The sequence below is a fragment of the Shewanella sp. S23-S33 genome, assembly GCF_043359565.1.
In the GTDB taxonomy this organism is placed as follows: Bacteria; Pseudomonadota; Gammaproteobacteria; order Enterobacterales; family Shewanellaceae; genus Shewanella; species Shewanella oncorhynchi.
On sequence record NZ_JBHFFD010000072.1, the window covers coordinates 26,961 to 47,849 of the forward strand.

Sequence of the window (20,889 nt, forward strand, 5' to 3'; positions counted from 1 at the left end):
GGAGTTGTCGATTATCTAGGCGATCTGTGTTTCAGGATTTAATTATCTATATACCAATCTTTTTCAAATGGTTTTAGTGATAAATGTTGAGTTACTGGTGATAAGTAAAATTAATCACTTAACAACCTTGTTATCGTACTGCATTCTGGCAACTCAACCATTGATATCGCCAAAGACACTTAATCATACATATTTTGCGCTATCAGCGTAATTTGTAAGAAAAAGTAAAACGTATTGATGCGATGATGTGAGTGAGTAAACTAGCCGTCATTAATGCGAGTCATTCCTTGGAAGCCCGATGAAAAAAATTATTCTAATAATCGCCATATTGGCCGCGGCATGGTTTGGATACCAAGCCATGCAACCGCAAGAGATTGCTGCAGCCCAGATTAAACTCATACCTAATGTAGTGATTGCCACTGCAGCTATGGCGCCCATTCGCGATGAAGTTGAAGCTATTGGTAGCAATAAAGCCGCAGAATCTGTAACGATAACGCCTAAAGTCACCGACATAGTGATAGCGCTTAAATTTGACGACGGCGATATCGTTAAAAAGGGCGAGTTATTAGTCCAACTGCAAAATGCTGAGCAGATCGCTAAGGTTAAAGCCGCGCAAGTCAAAGTCAGTGATAATCAACGTGAATTAGCTCGGATCAGTTCGTTGGTGACTAGCCGCACTGTGGCCGAGTTAGAGCGCGACAGATTACAAACCCTTATTGATACCACCCGTGCCGAGCTCGAACAGGCGCAATCATCACTCAATGATCGCAGTATTCTGGCGCCTTTTAATGGCCGTTTAGGCTTACGTCAAATCAGTGTGGGCAGCTTAGTGTCGCCCGGCACTGTGATTACGACATTGGATGATATTTCTACCATTAAGCTCGATTTTTCAGTGCCAGAGCGCTTTATTCAAGATTTAGAGCCAGGTAAAAAGGTTGAAGCCAAAGCGGTCGCTTTCCCTGATGTGACTTTCAAAGGTGTGGTGACATCGATTGATAGCCGTGTGAATCCAACCACGCGCACAGTGATTGTTCGCGCCGAAATCCCCAATCCTGAACTGCGTTTATTACCGGGCATGTTGATGAAGGTCAAACTCATCAAGCGTAGCCGCGAGGCCTTGATGTTGCCTGAATCTGCCATTATCCCGATCCAAAACAGCCATTATGTTTACAGCGTCAATGCTGACAAGGTGATTGAACGTAAACAAGTCACTATTGGGATTCGCACCCGTGGCTGGGTGGAGATCTTAGATGGTTTAGCCTTGGGCGAAAACGTAGTGATCCGCGGCTTACTGAAAGTTCATCCTGGGGATAAAGTGCAAACTGAGTTCGCGGAAAAGTTTAGTTATCTTGCCGATACGAACGCGGAGCCAAGTGTATGATCCTTACTGATCTCTCGGTCAAACGTCCCGTATTTGCCTCAGTGATCAGCTTGCTGCTGGTCGCTTTCGGGCTTGTCTCCTTTGATAAATTACCCCTGCGTGAATACCCAAACATAGATCCGCCAGTGGTATCTATCGACACGAATTACCGCGGTGCCAGTGCTGCCGTGGTGGAAAGCCGCATTACCCAATTGATTGAAGACAGGATCAGTGGCGTCGAAGGCATTCGTCACGTGAGTTCATCGAGCAGTGATGGCCGCTCATCAGTTACCTTAGAGTTTGATATTAGCCGTAATATTGAAGATGCAGCTAACGATGTGCGCGACAGGATCTCAGGTTTACTCGACAATTTACCCGATGAAGCTGATCCCCCAGAAGTGCAAAAAGCCAATGGCAGTGATGAAGTGATCATGTGGCTCAATCTCGTGTCGGATCAAATGACGACCCTAGAATTGACCGATTACACCAACCGTTATTTGTCGGACCGCTTTTCGGTGGTCGATGGTGTGGCGCGGATGCGTATTGGTGGTGGTAAGGTTTACGCCATGCGCGTTTGGCTTGACAGACAAGCCTTGGCCTCTCGCAGTTTAACGGTTGCCGATGTTGAGGCCGCGCTCAGAGCTGAGAACGTCGAGTTACCTGCAGGTTCGATAGAGTCGAAGGAGCGGCACTTTACTGTGCGACTGGAGCGGGGTTATCGCACTGCCGAAGATTTCGCAAACTTAGTGATCACCCAAGGGGAAGACGGTTATTTAGTCAAACTGAGCGATGTCGCACGGGTGGAAATTGGCTCTGATGAAGAGCGGATTATGTTCCGTGGCAACAAAGAGGCAATGATAGGTTTAGGCGTGTCTAAACAGTCAACCGCCAATACGTTAGAAGTGGCGCGCGCAGTGAACGCGCTGGTTGACAAAATCAACCCGACCTTGCCAGCGGGCATGTCGATTAAACGCAGCTACGATAGCTCAGTGTTTATCGAAGCCTCGATTAAAGAAGTGTATCAAACCCTGTTCACAGCGATGATTTTAGTGATTATCGTGATTTATCTGTTCCTTGGCAGCGTGCGCGCTATGTTGATCCCCGCGATCACTGTGCCTGTGTCTCTGCTCGGCACCTTTATTGTGCTGTATGCGCTAGGTTATACCATTAACCTCTTGACCTTATTGGCGATGATCCTCGCCATCGGTATGGTGGTGGATGATGCGATTGTGATGCTGGAAAACATCCATAGACGTATCGAAGAAGGAGATTCCCCACTCAAAGCTGCTTTTCTCGGTGCGCGTGAAGTGGCTTTTGCTGTCATCGCGACCACACTCGTGTTGGTCGCGGTATTTATGCCAATCACTTTTCTTGAGGGTGATTTAGGTAAATTATTTAAAGAGTTTGCCGTGACCATGAGTGCGGCGGTGCTGTTCTCTAGCCTAGTAGCGCTCACACTCACGCCCATGATGTGCTCTAAGTTGCTTAAGCCGAGTTCGCAGGATTCTTGGTTGGTACGTAAGGTCGACGGCATAATGACAAAAGTGTCAAACCGGTATCAATTGTCCCTAAAATCCGCCATGGCCCACCCGATATTGGTGTCGATTCTAGTGTTAGTCGCATTAGGCTCTAGTGTCTATTTAGTCCAAAAAGTACCGCAAGAATTTGCGCCACAGGAAGACCGTGGTTCGTTATTTTTGATGGTCAACGGGCCACAGGGCGCGAGTTATGAATACATAGAATCCTATATGAATGAAGTGGAAAACCGCTTGATGCCATTGGTCGAAACGGGTGATATCAAACGTCTGCTCATTCGTGCCCCCCGTGGCTTTGGCCGCGCGGCGGATTTCTCTAACGGTATGGCAATCATAGTACTGGAAGACTGGGGCAAACGTCGTCCAGTAAAGGAAGTTATCGTCGACATTAATAAACGTCTTGCCAATCTCGCCGGAGTGCAAGCGTTCCCTGTAATGCGCCAAGCCTTTGGTCGCGGTGTAGGTAAACCTGTGCAATTTGTGATTGGTGGACCTAGCTACGAAGAGCTTGCCCGCTGGCGCGATATCATGATGCAAAAGGCGGCACAGAATCCCAAATTATTGGGATTAGATCACGATTATAAAGAGACTAAGCCTCAACTTCGTGTCGTCATCGACAGAGACAGAGCGGCGAGCCTTGGGGTGTCGATTTCAAATATAGGCCGTACGTTGGAATCCATGCTGGGCTCACGCTTAGTGACGACGTTTATGCGTGACGGTGAAGAATACGATGTGATAGTTGAAGGTGAGCGCGATAATCAAAATACCGCGGCGGATCTGCAAAATATCTATGTTCGTTCCGAGCGCACTCAAGAACTTATTCCGCTGTCTAACTTAGTGACTGTGGAGGAGTTTGCCGACGCCAGTTCGCTTAATCGCTATAATCGCATGCGCGCGATCACCATAGAAGCCAGTTTGGAAGATGGTTATAGCTTAGGTGAAGCCCTTGATTATATGAATCAATTGGCGCGTACCTATTTGCCAGCGGAAGCGGTGATTAGCTACAAGGGCCAATCCCTCGATTATCAAGAGTCGGGTAGCTCTATGTACTTCGTATTCATCCTTGCACTGGGGATTGTATTCCTCGTGCTCGCGGCGCAGTTTGAGAGTTATATCCACCCTGTGGTGATCATGCTTACTGTGCCGCTGGCTACCGTCGGCGCCTTAATTGGTTTGTGGCTTACGGGGCAGAGTCTTAATATTTACAGTCAGATAGGCATTATTATGCTGGTCGGGTTAGCCGCGAAAAATGGCATCTTGATTGTCGAGTTTGCTAACCAATTACGGGATAAAGGCGTTGATTTTGATAAGGCCATTATCCAAGCGTCAGCGCAGCGGTTACGACCTATCTTAATGACAGGGATCACCACTGCCGCTGGTGCCGTGCCATTGGTGTTGGCGGTAGGCGCAGGTGCTGAAACTCGTTTTGTGATTGGTGTAGTGGTGTTGTCTGGGATTTTACTGGCAACCTTATTCACTATCTTCGTGATCCCCGCCGCTTATGGACTCTTTGCCCGCAACAGCGGATCGCCCGAAGCTATCGCCCAACAGTTAGAAAAAGAATTAGCCCAAGACTAACGCCTCGTGCAGGTTGATGTTGGAAGCATACATATAGGCGCTTGGTATTCATCAAGCGCCTTATTTTTCGCCATTCGAACCTCGTTTTAGCCCTTGCCCTTGAAAAGCAAATTTGGAGCCCCATTTAGTAAACACTAAGCGTTACTTTTACCAAATTACGTAACAAATAAAGGAAAATTTCATGTCACAACAAGAAACTCATGGTTTTCAAACAGAAGTCAAACAGCTGTTGCATTTGATGATCCATTCTTTGTATTCCAACAAAGAAATTTTCTTGCGTGAACTGGTCTCCAACGCTGCGGATGCGGCGGACAAGCTGCGTTATCTGGCGTTGACCAATGACGCACTCTATGAAGGCGACGGTGAACTGCGAGTCCGTATCAGTGCCGATAAAGAAAAAGGCACTGTGACCATCGAAGACAACGGCGTGGGTATGACCCGCGACGGCGTGATTGAGCATTTAGGCACAATCGCAAAATCAGGCACCGCTGATTTCTTTAAGAATCTATCGGGCGAATCTTCAAAGGATTCACAGTTAATCGGTCAGTTCGGTGTCGGTTTCTATTCAGCCTTTATCGTGGCGAAGAAAGTCACTGTTCGCACTCGCGCTGCCGGTCATAAGGCCGATGAAGCCGTATTGTGGGAATCAGAAGGCGAGGGTAACTTCACCGTTGATACCATCACCAAGGCGAGCCGTGGTACTGAAATTACGCTGCACCTGCGTGACGAAGAAAAAGAATTTGCCGATGATTGGCGCCTGCGTTCGATCATCACTAAATACTCAGATCATATCTCTGTGCCAGTCGAAATGTGGCAAGAAGGCTCGCCAGAGCGTGATGGTCCTGATGGCGAAAAAATTCCTGCGACCGAAGGTCAATGGAAAGTCATGAACAAAGCCACGGCTTTGTGGATGCGCAATAAAGCTGACATCAGTGATGAAGAGTATCAAGAGTTTTACAAACACATTTCCCACGATTACACCGACGCACTACTGTGGAGTCATAATCGGGTAGAAGGTAAGCAAGAATACACTAACCTATTGTATATTCCTGCAAAAGCGCCTTGGGATATGTGGAATCGCGACCGTAAACACGGCCTAAAACTGTTTGTGCAACGTGTGTTCATCATGGATGACGCTGAGCAATTTATGCCATCTTATCTGCGCTTCGTGCAGGGCTTAATTGACTCAAACGATCTGCCGCTGAACGTATCCCGCGAAATTCTGCAGGATAACCACGTGACCAAAGCGATGCGTACTGGTATCACCAAACGTGTGCTTGGCATGCTGGAAAAACTGGCGAAAGACGATGCGGAAAAATATCAACAGTTCTGGGCTGAATTTGGTCAAGTGCTGAAAGAAGGGCCTGCGGAAGATTTCGCTAACCGTGAGCGTATTGCTGGCTTATTGCGTTTTGCCTCGACCCACACGGGCAGTGCGGCGCCGACTGTGTCACTTGATGACTACATCAGCCGCATGAAAGAAGGCCAAACTAAGATTTATTACATTGTTGCCGACAGCCATGAAGCCGCAGCTAACAGCCCACATTTAGAGTTGCTACGTAAGAAAGGCATTGAAGTCTTACTGATGTCAGAGCGTATCGACGAGTGGCTAATCAACCACTTAACTGAGTACAAAGAGAAACAATTGCACTCAGTGACCCGTGGTGATTTAGAACTTGGCGAGCTGGAAGATGCATCTGAAAAAGAAGCGCAAGAAAAGCTTGAGCAAGAATCGGTAGCTTTAGTTGAACGCATTAAAACGGCATTAGGCTCAACCGTTGCGGATGTGAAAGTTACGTCACGCTTAACCGACACTCCTGCCTGTGTGGTGGCGGGTGAAGGCGAAATGTCGACTCAGATGATCAAGCTGATGCAAGCTGCGGGTCAACCTGTGCCAGAAGTGAAGCCGACATTTGAGATCAACCCAGCGCACCCATTAGTATCGCGCTTAAATGATCTTCAAGATGAAGCCGCCTTCGCGGATTGGTCAAATCTGCTGCTGCAACAGGCGCAATTATCTGAAAAAGGTAGCCTTGCGGACCCATCGGCCTTTATCAAGCTGATGAACCAAATGTTACTGGCTAACATGAAGTAAATGACTATCGGGGCCCTTCTTTGAACGGCCCCGATATTGTTTCTAGTGCAGGAAGAGTGGTTTGCGCCTAGCCTGTCACTCAATCCGTTAGCGGTAAGACTCGATTTTAAGACTTGGTTCTAACGCTTAGTTTTAAAAGAATAAGGCCTCCCATGATAGAGGCCTTAAATGTTAAGGGAATACTATGGACAATATCCTCAGTCTGACTAAAGACAATATTCAGCAAGTGGTTGACGCCTCGATGCAACAGATCGTGGTGTTAGCATTTTGGGCTCAGCCGCAGGAACAAAGTGTGGCTATGCTGCACACCTTAGAGAAAATTGCCGCGCAAAATGCGGGTCGATTCGTGCTCGCAAAAGTTGACTGTGAAGCCGAATTAGAAATTGCCAATTACTTTCGCATTCAAAGTCTACCGACCACGTTAGTATTGGATAAAGGTCAGCCTGTCGATGGTTTTGCTGGCCTGCAAGATGCGGCGCAAGTCACGGCTATGCTGGATAAATATTTACCGCCTATGTGGCAGTTACAGTTAGCACAGGCAAAAGCATTACTCGCCCTGAGTCAAGTTAGCGCAGAGGATCTTGCCACTGCCGCCGTGTTGCTTAAAGAAGCACATACAGGGTCAAATCAAGCGGGTGAGGTGAGTCTAGTGCTTGCCGATGTGTATCTGATGCAGGGCGAATTAGTGTTAGCACAAGCCATGCTTGAGAAAGTAGGGCTTGCCGACCAAGATGGTTATTACCAGAGTTTAAAAGCTAAGCTCGCACTTGCCTTGGATGCGGCGGATACCCCTGAAATTCGCGATTTGCAGCAAAAGTTTGAGCAAAATCCAACAGATTTAGTGTTATTACTCGAGCTGAGTAAGGCATTGCATGCTGCCCACCGCGATGATGAAGCATTAGAACTGTTATTCGGTGTGCTCAGTAAAGATTTAGGTGCTGAAAATGGCACAGTAAAACAAGTATTTATGGAAGTATTAACGGCACTTGGCCAAGGTAATCCCATAGCCAATCAATACCGCCGTAAGCTCTATACTTTGCTCTATTAATGAAAAAAATCGCTTAGTAACCGCAGTTTATTTGCGGTTTCTGAGGCTAAAGTCGAAGCTAAAACCCTTCTCAATGGCGGCCAGATGTGCGAAGATCGCCGCCCTAAGAAGAATATCAATGCGAAAAGAGGACTCTTGAGATGCGCATTATCCTATTGGGCGCCCCAGGTGCCGGTAAAGGTACCCAGGCCCAGTTCATTATGGAACAGTATGGTATCCCACAAATTTCCACTGGTGATATGTTACGTGCCGCGGTAAAAGCGGGTACTCCACTGGGTTTGGAAGCGAAAAAAGTGATGGATGCTGGTCAACTGGTTTCTGATGATCTGATCATCGGTCTGGTTAAAGAGCGTATCGCACAGGAAGACTGTGTTAAAGGTTTCTTGTTAGACGGTTTCCCACGTACTATCCCACAGGCGGATGCGATGGCGGCAAACGGTATTAGCATTGATCACGTGATTGAAATCGACGTGCCAGACGAAGAAATCGTTAAGCGCATGAGCGGTCGCCGTGTTCACCCAGGTTCTGGCCGTGTTTACCATGTGGTTTTCAATCCACCTAAAGTGGAAGGTAAAGACGACGTGACGGGCGAAGATTTAGCTATTCGTCCAGATGACGAAGAAAGCACAGTGCGTAAACGCCTCGCGATTTATCACGAGCAAACTAAGCCGCTCGTTGAATACTACGGTAAAGTGGCTGCCGCTGGCCAAACTCAATACAACAAGTTTGACGGTACTCAATCGGTTGCGGCCGTGAGTGAGCAGTTAGCTAGAGTGTTGAAATAACCGAATAAAGGTTAATTTACGAGAACAAGTTCTCATATTAAGAAAAAGCCTGCCGATGCAGGCTTTTTTTATGGGTATCGCAATGTTAGCCTCCAAGTGAACTTCATTAACCATGAGCCTAACGTTGAATCCTTCCCCTGCTTTTGGTGTGTTATTGGTTAACCTCGGCACGCCTGATCAACCTAGTCCTAAGGCCGTTAAACGCTTTTTAAGGCAGTTTTTAAGTGATCCCCGTGTCGTCGATTTATCGCCGTGGATTTGGCAACCGCTGCTGAACGGCATTATTCTCAACACCCGTCCGGCGAAAGTCGCCAAACTCTACCAAAGCGTGTGGACGCAGGAAGGTTCGCCCTTGATGGTGATAAGTGCACGCCAAGCACAAAAGTTGGCGGTGGACTTAAGTGCAACCTTTAACCAGACCATTCCGGTTGAACTGGGTATGAGTTACGGCAATCCCTCCATCGATGCGGGATTTGAACGCCTGAAAGATCAAGGAGCAGAGCGTATTATTGTGCTGCCTTTGTATCCCCAATATTCCTGCTCGACGGTGGCAAGTGTGTTCGATGCCGTTGCCCGTTATCTTAAAACTGTGCGTGACATGCCGCAGGTTCGCTTTAATAAAGACTATTTTGACCATAGCGCTTATATTGCTGCGCTGGCACACAGTGTGACGCGCCACTGGAAAACCCATGGGCAGGCCGACAAGTTGCTCTTGTCATTTCACGGTATTCCACTGCGTTATGTGAAAGAGGGCGACCCTTACCGCGAGCAGTGTTTTGTCACGGCTAAACTGTTGGCGCAAAAACTTGAGCTGAGCGAGTCGCAATGGCAAGTGTGCTTCCAATCGCGCTTTGGCCGCGAAGAATGGTTAACGCCCTACGCCGATAAATTACTGGCCGAGTTACCTGCGCAAGGGATCAAAAGTGTCGATGTGATTTGCCCTGCGTTTGCGACCGATTGCCTCGAAACCTTAGAAGAAATCTCCATTGGCGCTAAGGAAACCTTTTTGCATGCGGGTGGCAGCGACTATCGGTTTATCCCTTGTTTGAACGACGATGAGTTACACATTGAATTATTACGGCAATTAATCCAAGAACAAGCGGTATCTTGGGCCCATACCCAAGCCACCTGAAGATACGAGTTTCAGAGCGCCTAGGGTGATTCAATTCAAGGCGCATCAATGACAGAATGTCGGCCACCTTTTGAATTGATGCAACACGGAAGTGAAGTGCCCTAGGCGCTCCGTCCCGGCGGCAGATGTTAAACACGAGGTAACGCACTTTATACTGTGTTGACTATTTTTAACTTAGCCCACTAGGTCTGCAAATAGCCGCAATCGCCATGGATGGCGTGAATGCCATTTATGCAGGAGTAATAAATTGCCTTGTCTGAACCATTCCGTTAAATTCCCGCTGAATCCTGCATCTTCAGGTTGTTTGGGTATTGGAGCACTGGCTTCGAACTGATTTTGTGATAGAATCTGCGCCCTTCCGGCTAAGGGGTGGTTTTTTTGTCTCGCTAGCCTAGACTCAATATTTTTAGGATGCTGCTTGGCTTGACCGCCTCGGCAGACGCCAATTAGCATGGATGCCAGGAAAAGAGAGCCACTATGAAGTTTCCCGGTCAGCGTAAATCTAAACATTATTTTCCGGTTAAAACCCGAGATCCGCTGCTTGAACAGCTGACTCAACAGCCTCAGCCGTTTGCGACCTATATCAGCGGTATTGATCAAACCTTAGTGGATATCGAAGCGAAAGTGGAAGACGAATTGCTGAGCCGTTATGGCTTGCCCAAAGGCAATTCTACCTTGATCAATGATGAACAGGCCCACAGACTCTACACTGAGTTAAAAATTCATGGTTTGATTAGCGATGAATTTGCTGGTGGCACGATTGGCAACACAGTGCACAATTATTCTATTCTGGCCGATGACCGTTCAGTGCTGTTTGGGGTAATGAGTCAGAATATCGAAGTGGGCAGTTATGCCTACCGCTATTTATGTAATACCTCTTCTAAAGTCGACCTTAACTTTCTACAACCTGTAGATGGTCCTATCGGTCGCTGTTTTACCCTGATTTCTGAGTGCGGCGAGCGAACATTTGCGATCAGCAAAGGCGCTATGGATAAACTCACACCTGAATTTATCGATAAAGACGTGGTGCAGGGCAGTTCAGCCTTAGTGTTGACCGCGTATTTGATGCGCGCCAGTGATGGCGACCGTATTACCGATGCGGCCATGTGCGCTATCGAATATGCAAAAGCCGCCGAAGTTCCCGTGGTATTAACCTTAGGCACGCGTTTCTTGATTGAAGAAGACCCGCAATGGTGGCAAAACTTCATCAAAGAACATGTCACCATTTTGGCGATGAATGAAGACGAAGGTGAAGCCTTAACGGGTTCAAGGGATCCTCTGCTTGCCAGTGAAAAAGCCTTGGAATGGTGCGACATGGTATTAACCACGGCGGGGCCTATCGGGCTTTATACTGCGGGTTATACTGAAGATTCTGAAAAACGCGAAACGACGCACACCTTGTTGCCGGGTGCTATCCCTGAATTTAATCGTTATGAATTTTCCCGTCCAAAGCTTAAAAGTGACTGTGAAACACCAATCAAAGTGTTTGCCCACATTTCACCTTATATGGGCGGCCCAGAAAAAATCGGTAACACCAATGGCGCTGGCGATGGCGCGTTATCGGCGTTATTGCACGATCTGGCGGCCAATACTTTCCACAAGACTAACGTGCCAGGCTCAAGTAAACATAAGCGTGATGGCCTATGTTATTCCTCGTTTTCTCAAGTGTGTAAGTACGCTAACCGCGTCGCCTATGAAGTCTTAGCTCAGCATAGCCCGCGTTTATCCCGCGGTTTACCTGAGCGCGAAGACAGCTTAGAAGAATCCTACTGGGAAAGATAAGTCGGTAGCTGTATTGGGATTAAGCTGACTGATTTACGCTAGGGCAATAACGGCAAACCGTTGTTGCCCTTATTTTTATGGCGTTTATCAATAATCAATTAACTAAGCATTAATTTTAACTACAGGCAGTTGCGAATAAATGTTAACGTTAGTCGGGTTCAGGTAGTCCAAATACAGCGATGATTTAAGGTGGAATTTTCGGTGAAAGCGCAAATCTTAAGAGAAATGAAGGTACTCACGGCCATAGAGCCAGAGTTCGAAGTGCAACGTCGTGTCGCGTTTATTAAAACCAAACTAAAAGAAGCACGCAGCAAGGCATTGGTATTAGGGATCAGCGGTGGGGTGGATTCTTCTACCGCTGGGCGTTTGTGTCAGTTAGCGGTGGACAGTTTAAATAAAGAAAATAGCCAAGGCGGTTACCAGTTTATCGCTGTGCGGTTACCTTATCAGATCCAAAAAGATGAGCATGAGGCGCAATTAGCCTGTCAGTTTATTCAGCCCTCTAAGTTGGTCACTGTGAATGTGCATCAAGGCGTTGATGGCGTGCACAGCGCTACCGTTGCCGCGTTAGCCGAAGCCGGATTGCCTTTGCCCGATGTGGCGAAAGTGGATTTTGTGAAGGGTAACGTTAAAGCCCGTATGCGGATGATCGCCCAGTATGAACTCGCCGGACTCGTAGGCGGGCTTGTGGTGGGGACAGATCACAGCGCCGAAAATATCACAGGTTTTTACACTAAATGGGGCGATGGTGCCTGCGATTTAGCGCCATTATTTGGTCTTAACAAACGCCAAGTTCGCCAACTCGCCGCGTATCTTGGCGCGCCAGAATCGTTAGTCTATAAAGCGCCGACCGCGGATTTAGAAGATAATAAACCGTTACTCGAAGATGAAGTCGCGCTTGGCCTAACCTATGCGCAAATCGATGATTTCCTTGAGGGAAAAGACGTTGGCAAGGCGGTTGAAGACAAGTTAATTGGTATTTATAAGGCGACGCAGCATAAACGTCAGCCTATTCCAACTATTTACGACTAACCCTGAATCGTCCTTGAATATGCACTCGTTTGAACTCTGTTCACGAGTGCTTTTTTATGCCTTTGTTATTTGGTGACTAATGCTGTGGTGACAGCCGTTACCACAATCATAATGGGATTATTCACTGTGGTGGGGCTCTGGCGTTGCTAAGTGTTGGCGTGTCAGGGCGATCAGTTGGTTTGGGTATTGGCGATAATCCAAATAGGGCGTGAGTAAACAATGCTGTCCTAGCGAAGATGGCAGCTTAAGTACGGTTATGGATTTATTTTGGGCAGTTAAATGCTGCGCACCGGAATCGTTCACGGACATGGTGAGCCCTAAAGCATTTGCGGCCACTTGCCCCGCAATGAGATGAATCTTAGCGTTTGCCATCAATTCAGTGCCGCCTATGCAGAGCAGTTCATTTTGCTTGAGTAACACTTGGTCACGATAGCTGCGCCAATCTTCTCCAACCGCGCTGACTTTTGCCATAATAGTGAAGATCTTACGCCAATGATTGCCATTGAGAGCTATAAGAGTCGCGACAGCATCTGGCTGAGTGTAATGCCAGCTCTCAGGTACCAGCGGCGCTGTAGGAAGATAGTAAGCGAACCTAGCGTGTGGATTACCAATTATCATCGAGAGCGTATAAGTTTCGTTGGAATAAGACTATTTTCGATCCTAACCCGATTAAGGCCTATGCGGCTAATAAAATTGCGAGATGAGTAAATTGGGTGACTAAATTGAAGTGATTAAATTGCACTGCTTACACTAGTAGATTTTATCGCGGTAAAACGTTTGAAGGATGTTTTTATCTACCCGTATAATCTAGTTGCATATTTTATCTCCATGTAGGAACAGCGATGAAGACCATCATCATAGGTTCGACAAAACACCTATTTTTAGCTGCAGTGTATGCGAGTACTGGCATAGTGGTGGCGTTACTCGCGACAGGGATCTATTTTCTTAATGCGCGCCCTGAGCTGTCACTTTGGCATACGGTCGAGCTAGAAAATGAGTTCCATTATAATACTAAACTCGCTAATTTTAATGAGTACTTAGCGCTAGAAGACCGCTTATTCGGCGAAGTTGAGCGCAAAGTTGTACAGAAGATTCCTACCTCTGAATTATCTCCAGTGAATCGCTATGTGAAAAACAGCTTGTCTGATCCTGCCCATTGGCCACAAAACTGGAATCGCAGTTATGAATGGTCTGTGGCTAATGCCGAATTTGGAGTATTACTGCTCCACGGTATGTCGGATTCGCCCTATGCTCTATCCAATGTGGCAGTGCACTTTAAAGGTAAAGCCCATGTGCTCGGTTTAAGACTGCCAGGACATGGCACGATTCCAAGTGGATTGACTGAGCTTTATTGGCAAGATCTGGCCGCAGCGGTGAATTTAGCCACAGCGCATATGCGGCAAACTCTGAAAGATAAACCGTTATTTGTGGTGGCTTTTTCGACGGGTGCCGCCGTCGCGCTGAACCATGAGTTAGAACGTATAAGCCATAATAAAACCCCTGATTATGATGGAATGATTTTTATCTCTCCCGCGATAGGGCTAGCGCCATCTGCGGCGGCTGCACGCTGGCAGAGTTGGATAGGACGATTGTTGGAGCTGGATAAACTGTAATGGAACAGTATTCAAGTAGAGTACGATCCCTTTAAATACACCTCTTTTGCGGTTAATGCGGGCGATGTAGTTTATCAATTAGCCCTGCGTAACCAAGGTTTATTGGCAGGATTAACGCCGAAGCAACGGGTGCAAGTTCCGTCGATACTCACCTTTCAGTCAGTGGTGGACGCAACGGTTTCAACTGCGGCGGTGGTGAATAATCTGTATCAAACGTTGCCTGAAAAAGGTCATGAGCTAGTGCTGTTTGATATGAACCGACTCGATGTAAATGCCAAGATGGTGTCCAATGATCCGCTTGCGGGCTTGTTGGCGAACATTAATAACCCTGAGTTACATTATCGCAGCACTGTGGTGGAAAATATCAGTAATGAAACCACGCAGGTTCAGGCGCGATACTTTGGTTTAGATGAACTGGGTTTAGATGAACAAAATTTAGATACACAGGATATAGACACACAGGGTAAAGTGCTCACTCAGGTCAGTGAAAACGTGCGGATATTAGATTTATATTGGCCTGCAGGCGTGTATTCTTTATCCCATGTTGCGCTACCTTTTGGCATAGATGATGGGCTTTATGGCGCCGTGATCCAGCCTGATTTACATAGGATCCAAATCGGAGCCTCAGCTTCGCGCGGAGAGCGCGGCTTGTATAGCGTGTCAGCGTCTGAAATGTTACGACAGAAATGGAATCCCTTTTTCCCGTATCTACTCGAGCGCATGGATGAGTACCGACTCGCCCATATGCACTCGCATTGAATGATGATTTAGTAAACAGGTGTCATTATGTCTGTTCTGCAGCTAAATCTTGTTTGAGTATGGTCGTAATCAGTATCGAGCAATCATTATCGACGAAAATTGTGTCATTCAGAACATAAACTAAGCAGTTGATCAAAGAGATGTAATGAAGCCCTTGCGCAGTTGCGAGGCAATTGCTACAGTTCTGGCTCGCTTAAGATAAACCCCATAAACAGTATCTTAGGTGATAAGTAATTAAGCAAAAGCCGTAAAGATTATCGCTAAACTATATTTAGCTAAGTCAGCACAGGTATGCAATATACTTAAAAATTCGGTATGTAGCGCAGCCCGGTAGCGCACTGTCATGGGGTGTCAGGGGTCGGAGGTTCGAATCCTCTCATACCGACCAAATTCCTCTTTTTATAAGAGTTAAAAAGCCTGCAAACTTAATCGTTTGCAGGCTTTTTTATTTTAGTGCGATTTTTAAATTCATTTTAGTCATACCAAAAGACTGAGGTATATGTATGGTAAAGTGTCTCCAGTTTGAATCATGAAAAAACATAACAAATATGGGCAGGCTGCGCGTAGCTGCGACTTTATCACAGTGTTGAATCACCCCGAGGTTTGATTGATAGGGGGGATGTATAAGTTGTATTGTTAAATAGAAATTTTCTGAAAGCTTTGGGTAATGCTTTGAAGATTCAGAAGTGGCATTTATTGGGAGCAAAAAATTAGTTGGACACACTTTTGTTCCCATCTTATGGTTGAATAAACTGCATTAAAAAACCCAAATACCACGCCAACAAAGACGCCCAAGTATAACCCCAAACTGCCATCAATAAAGCAGCGGAAGCCAGCCTTGGGTGAAAAGCGCTGGCGATAACTGGTGCAGAAGCCGCACCACCAATATTACACTGACTCGCGATCGCGAAGTACATGATAGGTAATCGAAAAAATACAGTAAAAATAAATAAGATAATAATGTGTATAGAGAACCAAATAAGAGCGATACAAACGTAATAGGGCGCGGCGCTCAATGCGCTAATATCAAAGTTCAACCCCATCAACATTATCATGATATAGATAAAAAAAAGAGCTGCCTGCTGAGTTTCCTTGACTAACACATGTCTTGCATTTGTTAATGAAAATAATAATCCTAAAAAAGTTGCAATTAATACTGACCAAAAAAATTCAGAAGTAAGATTGTATTTAAATAAGTGTGGGAAACTATTAGCGATTCTTGTTGCAAGGAAGGATGATAATTTTTCACTAAAGAAAATTACAATGAAAAAAGTCAAGATCAATATCAGAATCCAATAATAGCTTGTTTGTTTTCCTATCACTTTACGTTTGATGTCAGTGCAAAATATCGGTCTATAGCTTTTATCAGCTTTCAGGAAATCATCGATTTTATCTTGGCGTTCTGCAATGAAAAGTAATATAACCATCCATATACCGGAAAAAAGAATATTAATAGCCATCATTACCGCAAATACGGCATCACCGACACTGTGGATTTCTTTTACAGCCAATTGATTGGCGGTTCCGCCAAGCCAGTTTGCCATCAGTGTTGACATGCCTTTCCAGGCAGCATTATCTCCCTGCCAGACGAGTTCGTTCGGAAAAAATATAGAGCCTAACCATAGGCTTAATGGACCGCCAATACAGATGCTCACAGCACCTAGCACGTACATACCGAGAAGTTTTTTTCCCACTAAACTGAGAGCAAAGAAATCGGTACCTAAAATCAACAAAAATAAACAACCGGGCATTAAGTGTGTTTTTGCCATTTCGCTAAGTTGACTATAACTTGCATCAATAATATTTAGCGAGCTAAATATGGCAGGTAAGGTGTAGCACATTAGCATCAGTGGAAAAATACGATAAAATTGCTTAAAAAGTGTAATAGAGGATGTGTGTGTATAAAATAAACCACATAGTAAAAAGACTAAAAAAAATCCTATTCCAAGATCTGATGATATCAATTTAATTCACCTAGTAAGAATAGCTGGTATACATATATTATATTTTAAAGTAGCTTACTAAAGGCTAGGAAACTCATGCTTAATGCAGATAATTCTTCTCCTTCACGCTGAATTGACCAATAAGTTCGTTTATAATCCCATCCATCCACAGGTAATAAAATAAGGTCTTTTCTTGCTAATTCAGCGTCAATCGCTAATAGGGGTAATACACTCAAACCTATGCCTGTTCCAATTGCCCTTTTAATAGAGCCAATGGTTGACATGCTGATTTCATCACGAACGTGAATATTTAAGCTTTTTAATAACTGAATTGCACGAATTCGAGAGAACGATGATTCATGGTCGAATATCCACAATTGTTCACTAAGCCAAGATTTTGTATTTAAACCATTCGCAGCAGGATGAGTTACGCCACTCACAATGCAAAGATTATCTTGTAACCAATGCTCACAAATGAGATTTTTACTCGCGGGTTTAGCATCAATAAAGCCTAAGTCTAGTTCTTTTTCTGAAACCATTTTTTCAATAACTAAACTATTATCAATGACTAGTTTTATTTTTACATCGGGATATTGGTTCTTAAATAATGGAATTTTTTTAGATAATACATAGTTACCAGCAGTCTTACTGCTCCCAATGGTTAACGTCCCCTTGATGCCATGTTCAGGGAATGAAAATATATTTTCTAACTCTTTTCCCTTGGATAGCATTTCATTAGCATAAGGTAATATTATTTCTCCATGCGCATTTACAACCAAACCTCCCGCCACTCGCTCAAATAATCTGCAGCCTAAAGAGCTTTCTAATTCTTTAAGTGCCATACTTACAGCAGGCGTTGACATATGAAGTACTTTTGCCGCTTTTGAGATCTGCCTCTCAGAATGTATGGCTTTAAAGATCATCAATTGTCTTAATGTTATCCGCATCAAATGCTCCGCGAGGGGAAAATCAGTTATACTAGCAGTATAATAGTTTAAAACGATAAATAATTAACATGATAAATATCTGATTTTTATAAAGCGGCTATTTAGCCGCTTTATCTATAGAGGTTAAAATAGATATCTTGTAGATACAAAAATGAGAGTGTCATCAAACTCAGCATGTCCTTTGGCGTCAGTATAGTCACCATCAAAATAGGAAATACCTACCCCAAAAGTCAAATCCTTTTGAGCCTTAAAATCAACGCCTACTGAATATTGACTTGCATCACTCTCTTTTAGTGTTTTTAGATCTGCTCCGGCATTTTTTGTCACTTTACCCAGCCCAGCATCATCTTTTAAATATTGAAATTTTATATCATATTTATTAATAGGAACAACCATACTTAACAGATAGGAGTTACCTTTAATATTATCATAAATACTTGACTCAGAGCGCTGGTACATAGCCCCCAATTTTACGGATGAAATAGCAACACCACCCACCAGTCTTGTTGCCTCTAACTGGTTCAATCCATCAGCATAGGCTATTGAAATATAGTGACTATTCTTTTTAAGTGCTGCATCGCCTAGGGAAAAACTAATTGCATAATTGTTTTGTTTATCAGAAAGTTCTGGATTTTTTTGATTAAAATCCTTATCAAAAACATAACTGATACCCATAGTAACACCAGCGACCTTAGCGCTATTTAATGTTATCGAATCGCCTAATCTATCGTTACCTGAAATGATCATATTCATATCGCTTGAGGTAATATTAAACAAATCCACTTTACCTTCAGCACTTTTAAAAACGGTATCATTTCTTCCGAAAACAGCCGAGCCATAGTTAGTTTTAAAACCTAAGTAAGAGTTCCTCGGTTTGAAAATATTAGAATCATCGTTATCAAAGCTTTCTATCCCTGCTTCAAATTTATATAACAAGCTAAAATTATCATATACACTATACTCACCTTTAACGCCTAAATATGATGCATAATTTTCAAGGGAAAATCCATCAACTTTCTCGTTACCAGAAAGACCATTACTTGAGTTGGCCACACCAAGCCACAGTCTTCCATAAAAATCTAATGGCTCAGATAAAGCTGGAGTTGAACAAATTAAAATAAAACTAAAACCAAGATATTTAGCATTTTTCATCGACATCACCTTTTTAGAATGTAAAAGCAATGTCATATTAGAGATTTAAGCAAACACATCTCCGCTTTAGATCACATCTAATCAACAAAAACATCAAGTTAAGCATAACTTAAAGTGTGTTAAGTTATATTTAACAATTTCAATTTGTTGCTCAATGTCACTATTTAAAAAAATTAAGAAACTATCATCACGCCAAATCTTACCAAAATAAAAACTGGAGAATTGCATGAAGATAAAATACTTGAGTATTATTGTCTGTTCGATTTTAACGGCGTCATCATGGGCTGCTGATAATAAAAATGATTTAGCATCATTCCATAAAGATGTTAATGGTTGTAAAACCTGCCATACGGCACCCAATAAAGTGAGCGATAGCGAGACATTTGAAAATAAACAATGTAAATCCTGTCATGGTGATTATGGAAAACTAGCAAATCCCAAACTAGAAATTGACCCACATTCTTCACACTTAGGTGATATTAATTGTACGTCTTGTCATAAAGGACATGAACAACCAAAATTATATTGTAATGAATGTCATTCATTTAAAGGGCTCGACATGCCTTTTAATAAAGCCAAATCTAAAGAACCGTGGGACAAAGGTTGGGATAATGAAGCCATAAATAAAGCGATAGCTGCAGGTCCTAAAGAAACAACGGATGTGATTGTTGTTGGAGCCGGTAGTGCTGGGTTTAATGCTGCGATTGCAGCTAAAAAGGCGGGGGCTAACGTTATATTGCTTGATAAAGCACCATTTAGTGGTGGTAACTCTATGCTCGCCGCAGGCGGGTATAATGCTGTGGGTACAGTTCAGCAAAAAGATCATAAAGTCGATGATAAAATCGAATGGTATGTCGAAGATACAATGAAAGGCGGTCGATATGCTAACGACCCTAAATTGGTGCAAATATTAGCGGAGCAATCTGCTGATGGCATTAAATGGTTAGAATCTTTGGGCGCCAATATGGATGATTTAAAACGCTCTGGCGGCGCTAGAGTCGATAGAACACATCGTCCATCTGGTGGTTTAAGTGTTGGTCCACATATTATTGATGTACTAAGAAAAGCATCAGATAAAGAAGGGGTTGATACAAGACTCAACTCCAAAGTTGTTAAATTGGTTGTTGATGATGAACAAAAAATTGTGGGTGTTGTCATCCACGGTAAACACTCTGGTCACTATATGGTTGCAGCTAAGTCGGTTGTTTTAGCCACAGGTGGTTATGGGTTTAACAAAGAAATGATTGCTTTTTATCGCCCTACATTTAAAGGCATGACAAGTTCAAATAATATCACTTCAACTGGGGATGGTATTGAACTTGCTAAAGCAGTCGGTGCAAGTATGACTGATATTGATTGGATCCAGACACATCCAACAGTAGGAAAAGATAGTCGTATATTAATTTCAGAAACGGTTCGAGGTGTCGGGGCCATAATGGTTAATAAAGAAGGCAATCGCTTTATCAATGAATTAACGACTCGAGATAAAGCCTCCGATGCCATTCTAAAACAACCTGAACAATATGCTTGGCTAGTATTTGATAATGAATTATATAAAAAAGCTAAAATGGTTCAGGGGTATGATCATTTAGAAATGCTTGAAAAGGCCAATACTGTTGAAGAGCTTGCAAAAATAACAGGAATGACCCCAAGTGTTTTAGACAAAACTATCACAAACTACAACCATTATTTCAAACAGGGTAAAGATGAGGCATTTAACCGTGAGCAGATGCCGCTATCAATAGAAAAATCTCCTTATTATGCCGTAAAAGTTGCTCCTGGCATCCATCATACTATGGGGGGAGTTGCCATTGACACTAAAGCTGAAGTACTCGATATACAAAGTCAACCGCTCAAAGGTTTATTTGCGGCGGGAGAGGTGACTGGTGGTGTTCATGGGTATAATCGTCTGGGTGGTAACGCTGTCGCTGATACTGTGATTTTCGGTAAAATCGCAGGGACAAATGCTGCCAAACATGCTCTAAATACAAAGTAATGCTAAATCAGTGAGAGACTCGTTATTGTCTCTCACAACATCTCAAGTTTTATTCATCGTAAATATTAGCAATAAAATTATTGCTTGAGTTAAAGTGCTCCCCTGCTATTTTTGAGAGGCTAATGTAGCCTC

13 protein-coding genes, 1 tRNA gene and 1 pseudogene are annotated in these 20,889 nt (G+C 44.2%); 11 read left to right on the forward strand and 4 right to left on the reverse strand.

Features of this window, described 5'->3' with window-relative positions; translation table 11 throughout:
* Window positions 1–298: 298 nt before the first annotated feature.
* From ACHA99_RS20820 to nadE, 8 genes are all read left to right on the forward strand, one after another.
* Window positions 299–1,381, forward strand: coding sequence for an efflux RND transporter periplasmic adaptor subunit (locus ACHA99_RS20820; RefSeq protein WP_393944729.1), 1,083 nt, complete (start codon window positions 299–301; stop codon window positions 1,379–1,381).
* Window positions 1,378–4,473 carry an efflux RND transporter permease subunit gene (locus ACHA99_RS20825; protein ID WP_028759652.1) on the forward strand — a complete coding sequence of 1,032 codons (3,096 nt, stop codon included), beginning with the start codon at window positions 1,378–1,380 and terminating at the stop codon, window positions 4,471–4,473. Before ACHA99_RS20820 ends, ACHA99_RS20825 begins: the two co-directional genes overlap by 4 nt.
* 181 nt (window positions 4,474–4,654) lie before the next feature.
* On the forward strand, window positions 4,655–6,568 hold the full coding sequence (gene htpG / locus ACHA99_RS20830; RefSeq protein WP_287480980.1) for a molecular chaperone HtpG: 1,914 nt from the start codon (window positions 4,655–4,657) through the stop codon (window positions 6,566–6,568).
* A 184-nt stretch (window positions 6,569–6,752) separates the two neighbouring features.
* Complete coding sequence (locus ACHA99_RS20835; protein ID WP_263199662.1) at window positions 6,753–7,616, forward strand: tetratricopeptide repeat protein; 864 nt, start codon at window positions 6,753–6,755, stop codon at window positions 7,614–7,616.
* A 140-nt stretch (window positions 7,617–7,756) separates the two neighbouring features.
* Window positions 7,757–8,401 (forward strand): adenylate kinase, encoded by a 645-nt coding sequence (gene adk, locus ACHA99_RS20840; RefSeq protein WP_028759655.1) that lies wholly within the window; start codon window positions 7,757–7,759, stop codon window positions 8,399–8,401.
* 112 nt (window positions 8,402–8,513) lie between these two features.
* Entirely contained in the window at window positions 8,514–9,533 is a 1,020-nt protein-coding gene (hemH, locus tag ACHA99_RS20845) for a ferrochelatase (protein WP_263176567.1), read from the forward strand.
* Window positions 9,534–10,010: 477 nt separating this feature from the next.
* Complete coding sequence (locus ACHA99_RS20850) at window positions 10,011–11,315, forward strand: inosine/guanosine kinase (protein ID WP_028759658.1); 1,305 nt, start codon at window positions 10,011–10,013, stop codon at window positions 11,313–11,315.
* 201 nt (window positions 11,316–11,516) lie between these two features.
* A complete protein-coding gene (gene nadE, locus ACHA99_RS20855; RefSeq protein ID WP_028759659.1) occupies window positions 11,517–12,347 on the forward strand; it encodes an ammonia-dependent NAD(+) synthetase in 831 nt (276 codons plus the stop codon).
* A gap of 117 nt (window positions 12,348–12,464) precedes the next feature.
* On the opposite strand, the gene ACHA99_RS20860 is transcribed toward nadE, so the two are convergent.
* The gene (locus ACHA99_RS20860) at window positions 12,465–12,965 is read right to left on the reverse strand and encodes a DUF6942 family protein (RefSeq protein WP_263176564.1); all 501 of its coding nucleotides are present in this window, start codon (window positions 12,963–12,965) and stop codon (window positions 12,465–12,467) included.
* Window positions 12,966–13,189: 224 nt separating this feature from the next.
* Between ACHA99_RS20860 and ACHA99_RS20865 the strand changes: the two are divergent.
* Both ACHA99_RS20865 and ACHA99_RS20870 read left to right on the forward strand, forming a co-directional pair.
* Window positions 13,190–14,719: pseudogene (locus ACHA99_RS20865) on the forward strand (alpha/beta hydrolase).
* Between the two features lie 311 nt (window positions 14,720–15,030).
* Window positions 15,031–15,107, forward strand: a tRNA-Pro gene (locus ACHA99_RS20870).
* 349 nt (window positions 15,108–15,456) lie between these two features.
* On the opposite strand, the gene ACHA99_RS20875 is transcribed toward ACHA99_RS20870, so the two are convergent.
* From ACHA99_RS20875 to ACHA99_RS20885, 3 genes are all read right to left on the reverse strand, one after another.
* Complete coding sequence (locus ACHA99_RS20875; RefSeq protein WP_393944733.1) at window positions 15,457–16,683, reverse strand: DUF819 domain-containing protein; 1,227 nt, start codon at window positions 16,681–16,683, stop codon at window positions 15,457–15,459.
* A gap of 44 nt (window positions 16,684–16,727) precedes the next feature.
* Entirely contained in the window at window positions 16,728–17,609 is an 882-nt protein-coding gene (locus tag ACHA99_RS20880; RefSeq protein ID WP_393944734.1) for a LysR family transcriptional regulator, read from the reverse strand.
* Window positions 17,610–17,732: 123 nt separating this feature from the next.
* The gene (locus ACHA99_RS20885) at window positions 17,733–18,761 is read right to left on the reverse strand and encodes a porin (protein WP_393944736.1); all 1,029 of its coding nucleotides are present in this window, start codon (window positions 18,759–18,761) and stop codon (window positions 17,733–17,735) included.
* Between the two features lie 226 nt (window positions 18,762–18,987).
* Between ACHA99_RS20885 and ACHA99_RS20890 the strand changes: the two genes are divergently transcribed.
* Window positions 18,988–20,757 carry a flavocytochrome c gene (locus ACHA99_RS20890; RefSeq protein ID WP_263171958.1) on the forward strand — a complete coding sequence of 590 codons (1,770 nt, stop codon included), beginning with the start codon at window positions 18,988–18,990 and terminating at the stop codon, window positions 20,755–20,757.
* The last annotated feature ends 132 nt before the right edge of the window (window positions 20,758–20,889 follow it).

Excerpts from the sequence above, each read along its gene's own strand:
- ACHA99_RS20850 (WP_028759658.1), top strand. The coding sequence starts at position 10,011 with ATGAAGTTTCCCGGTCAGCGTAAATCTAAACATTATTTTCCGGTTAAA.
- ACHA99_RS20890 (WP_263171958.1), top strand. The coding sequence starts at position 18,988 with ATGAAGATAAAATACTTGAGTATTATTGTCTGTTCGATTTTAACGGCG.
- ACHA99_RS20885 (WP_393944736.1), bottom strand. The coding sequence starts at position 18,761 with ATGAAAAATGCTAAATATCTTGGTTTTAGTTTTATTTTAATTTGTTCA.
- ACHA99_RS20820 (WP_393944729.1), top strand. The coding sequence starts at position 299 with ATGAAAAAAATTATTCTAATAATCGCCATATTGGCCGCGGCATGGTTT.
- ACHA99_RS20880 (WP_393944734.1), bottom strand. The coding sequence starts at position 17,609 with ATGCGGATAACATTAAGACAATTGATGATCTTTAAAGCCATACATTCT.
- ACHA99_RS20825 (WP_028759652.1), top strand. The coding sequence starts at position 1,378 with ATGATCCTTACTGATCTCTCGGTCAAACGTCCCGTATTTGCCTCAGTG.
- ACHA99_RS20835 (WP_263199662.1), top strand. The coding sequence starts at position 6,753 with ATGGACAATATCCTCAGTCTGACTAAAGACAATATTCAGCAAGTGGTT.
- hemH (WP_263176567.1), top strand. The coding sequence starts at position 8,514 with ATGAGCCTAACGTTGAATCCTTCCCCTGCTTTTGGTGTGTTATTGGTT.
- adk (WP_028759655.1), top strand. The coding sequence starts at position 7,757 with ATGCGCATTATCCTATTGGGCGCCCCAGGTGCCGGTAAAGGTACCCAG.
- htpG (WP_287480980.1), top strand. The coding sequence starts at position 4,655 with ATGTCACAACAAGAAACTCATGGTTTTCAAACAGAAGTCAAACAGCTG.
- ACHA99_RS20860 (WP_263176564.1), bottom strand. The coding sequence starts at position 12,965 with ATGATAATTGGTAATCCACACGCTAGGTTCGCTTACTATCTTCCTACA.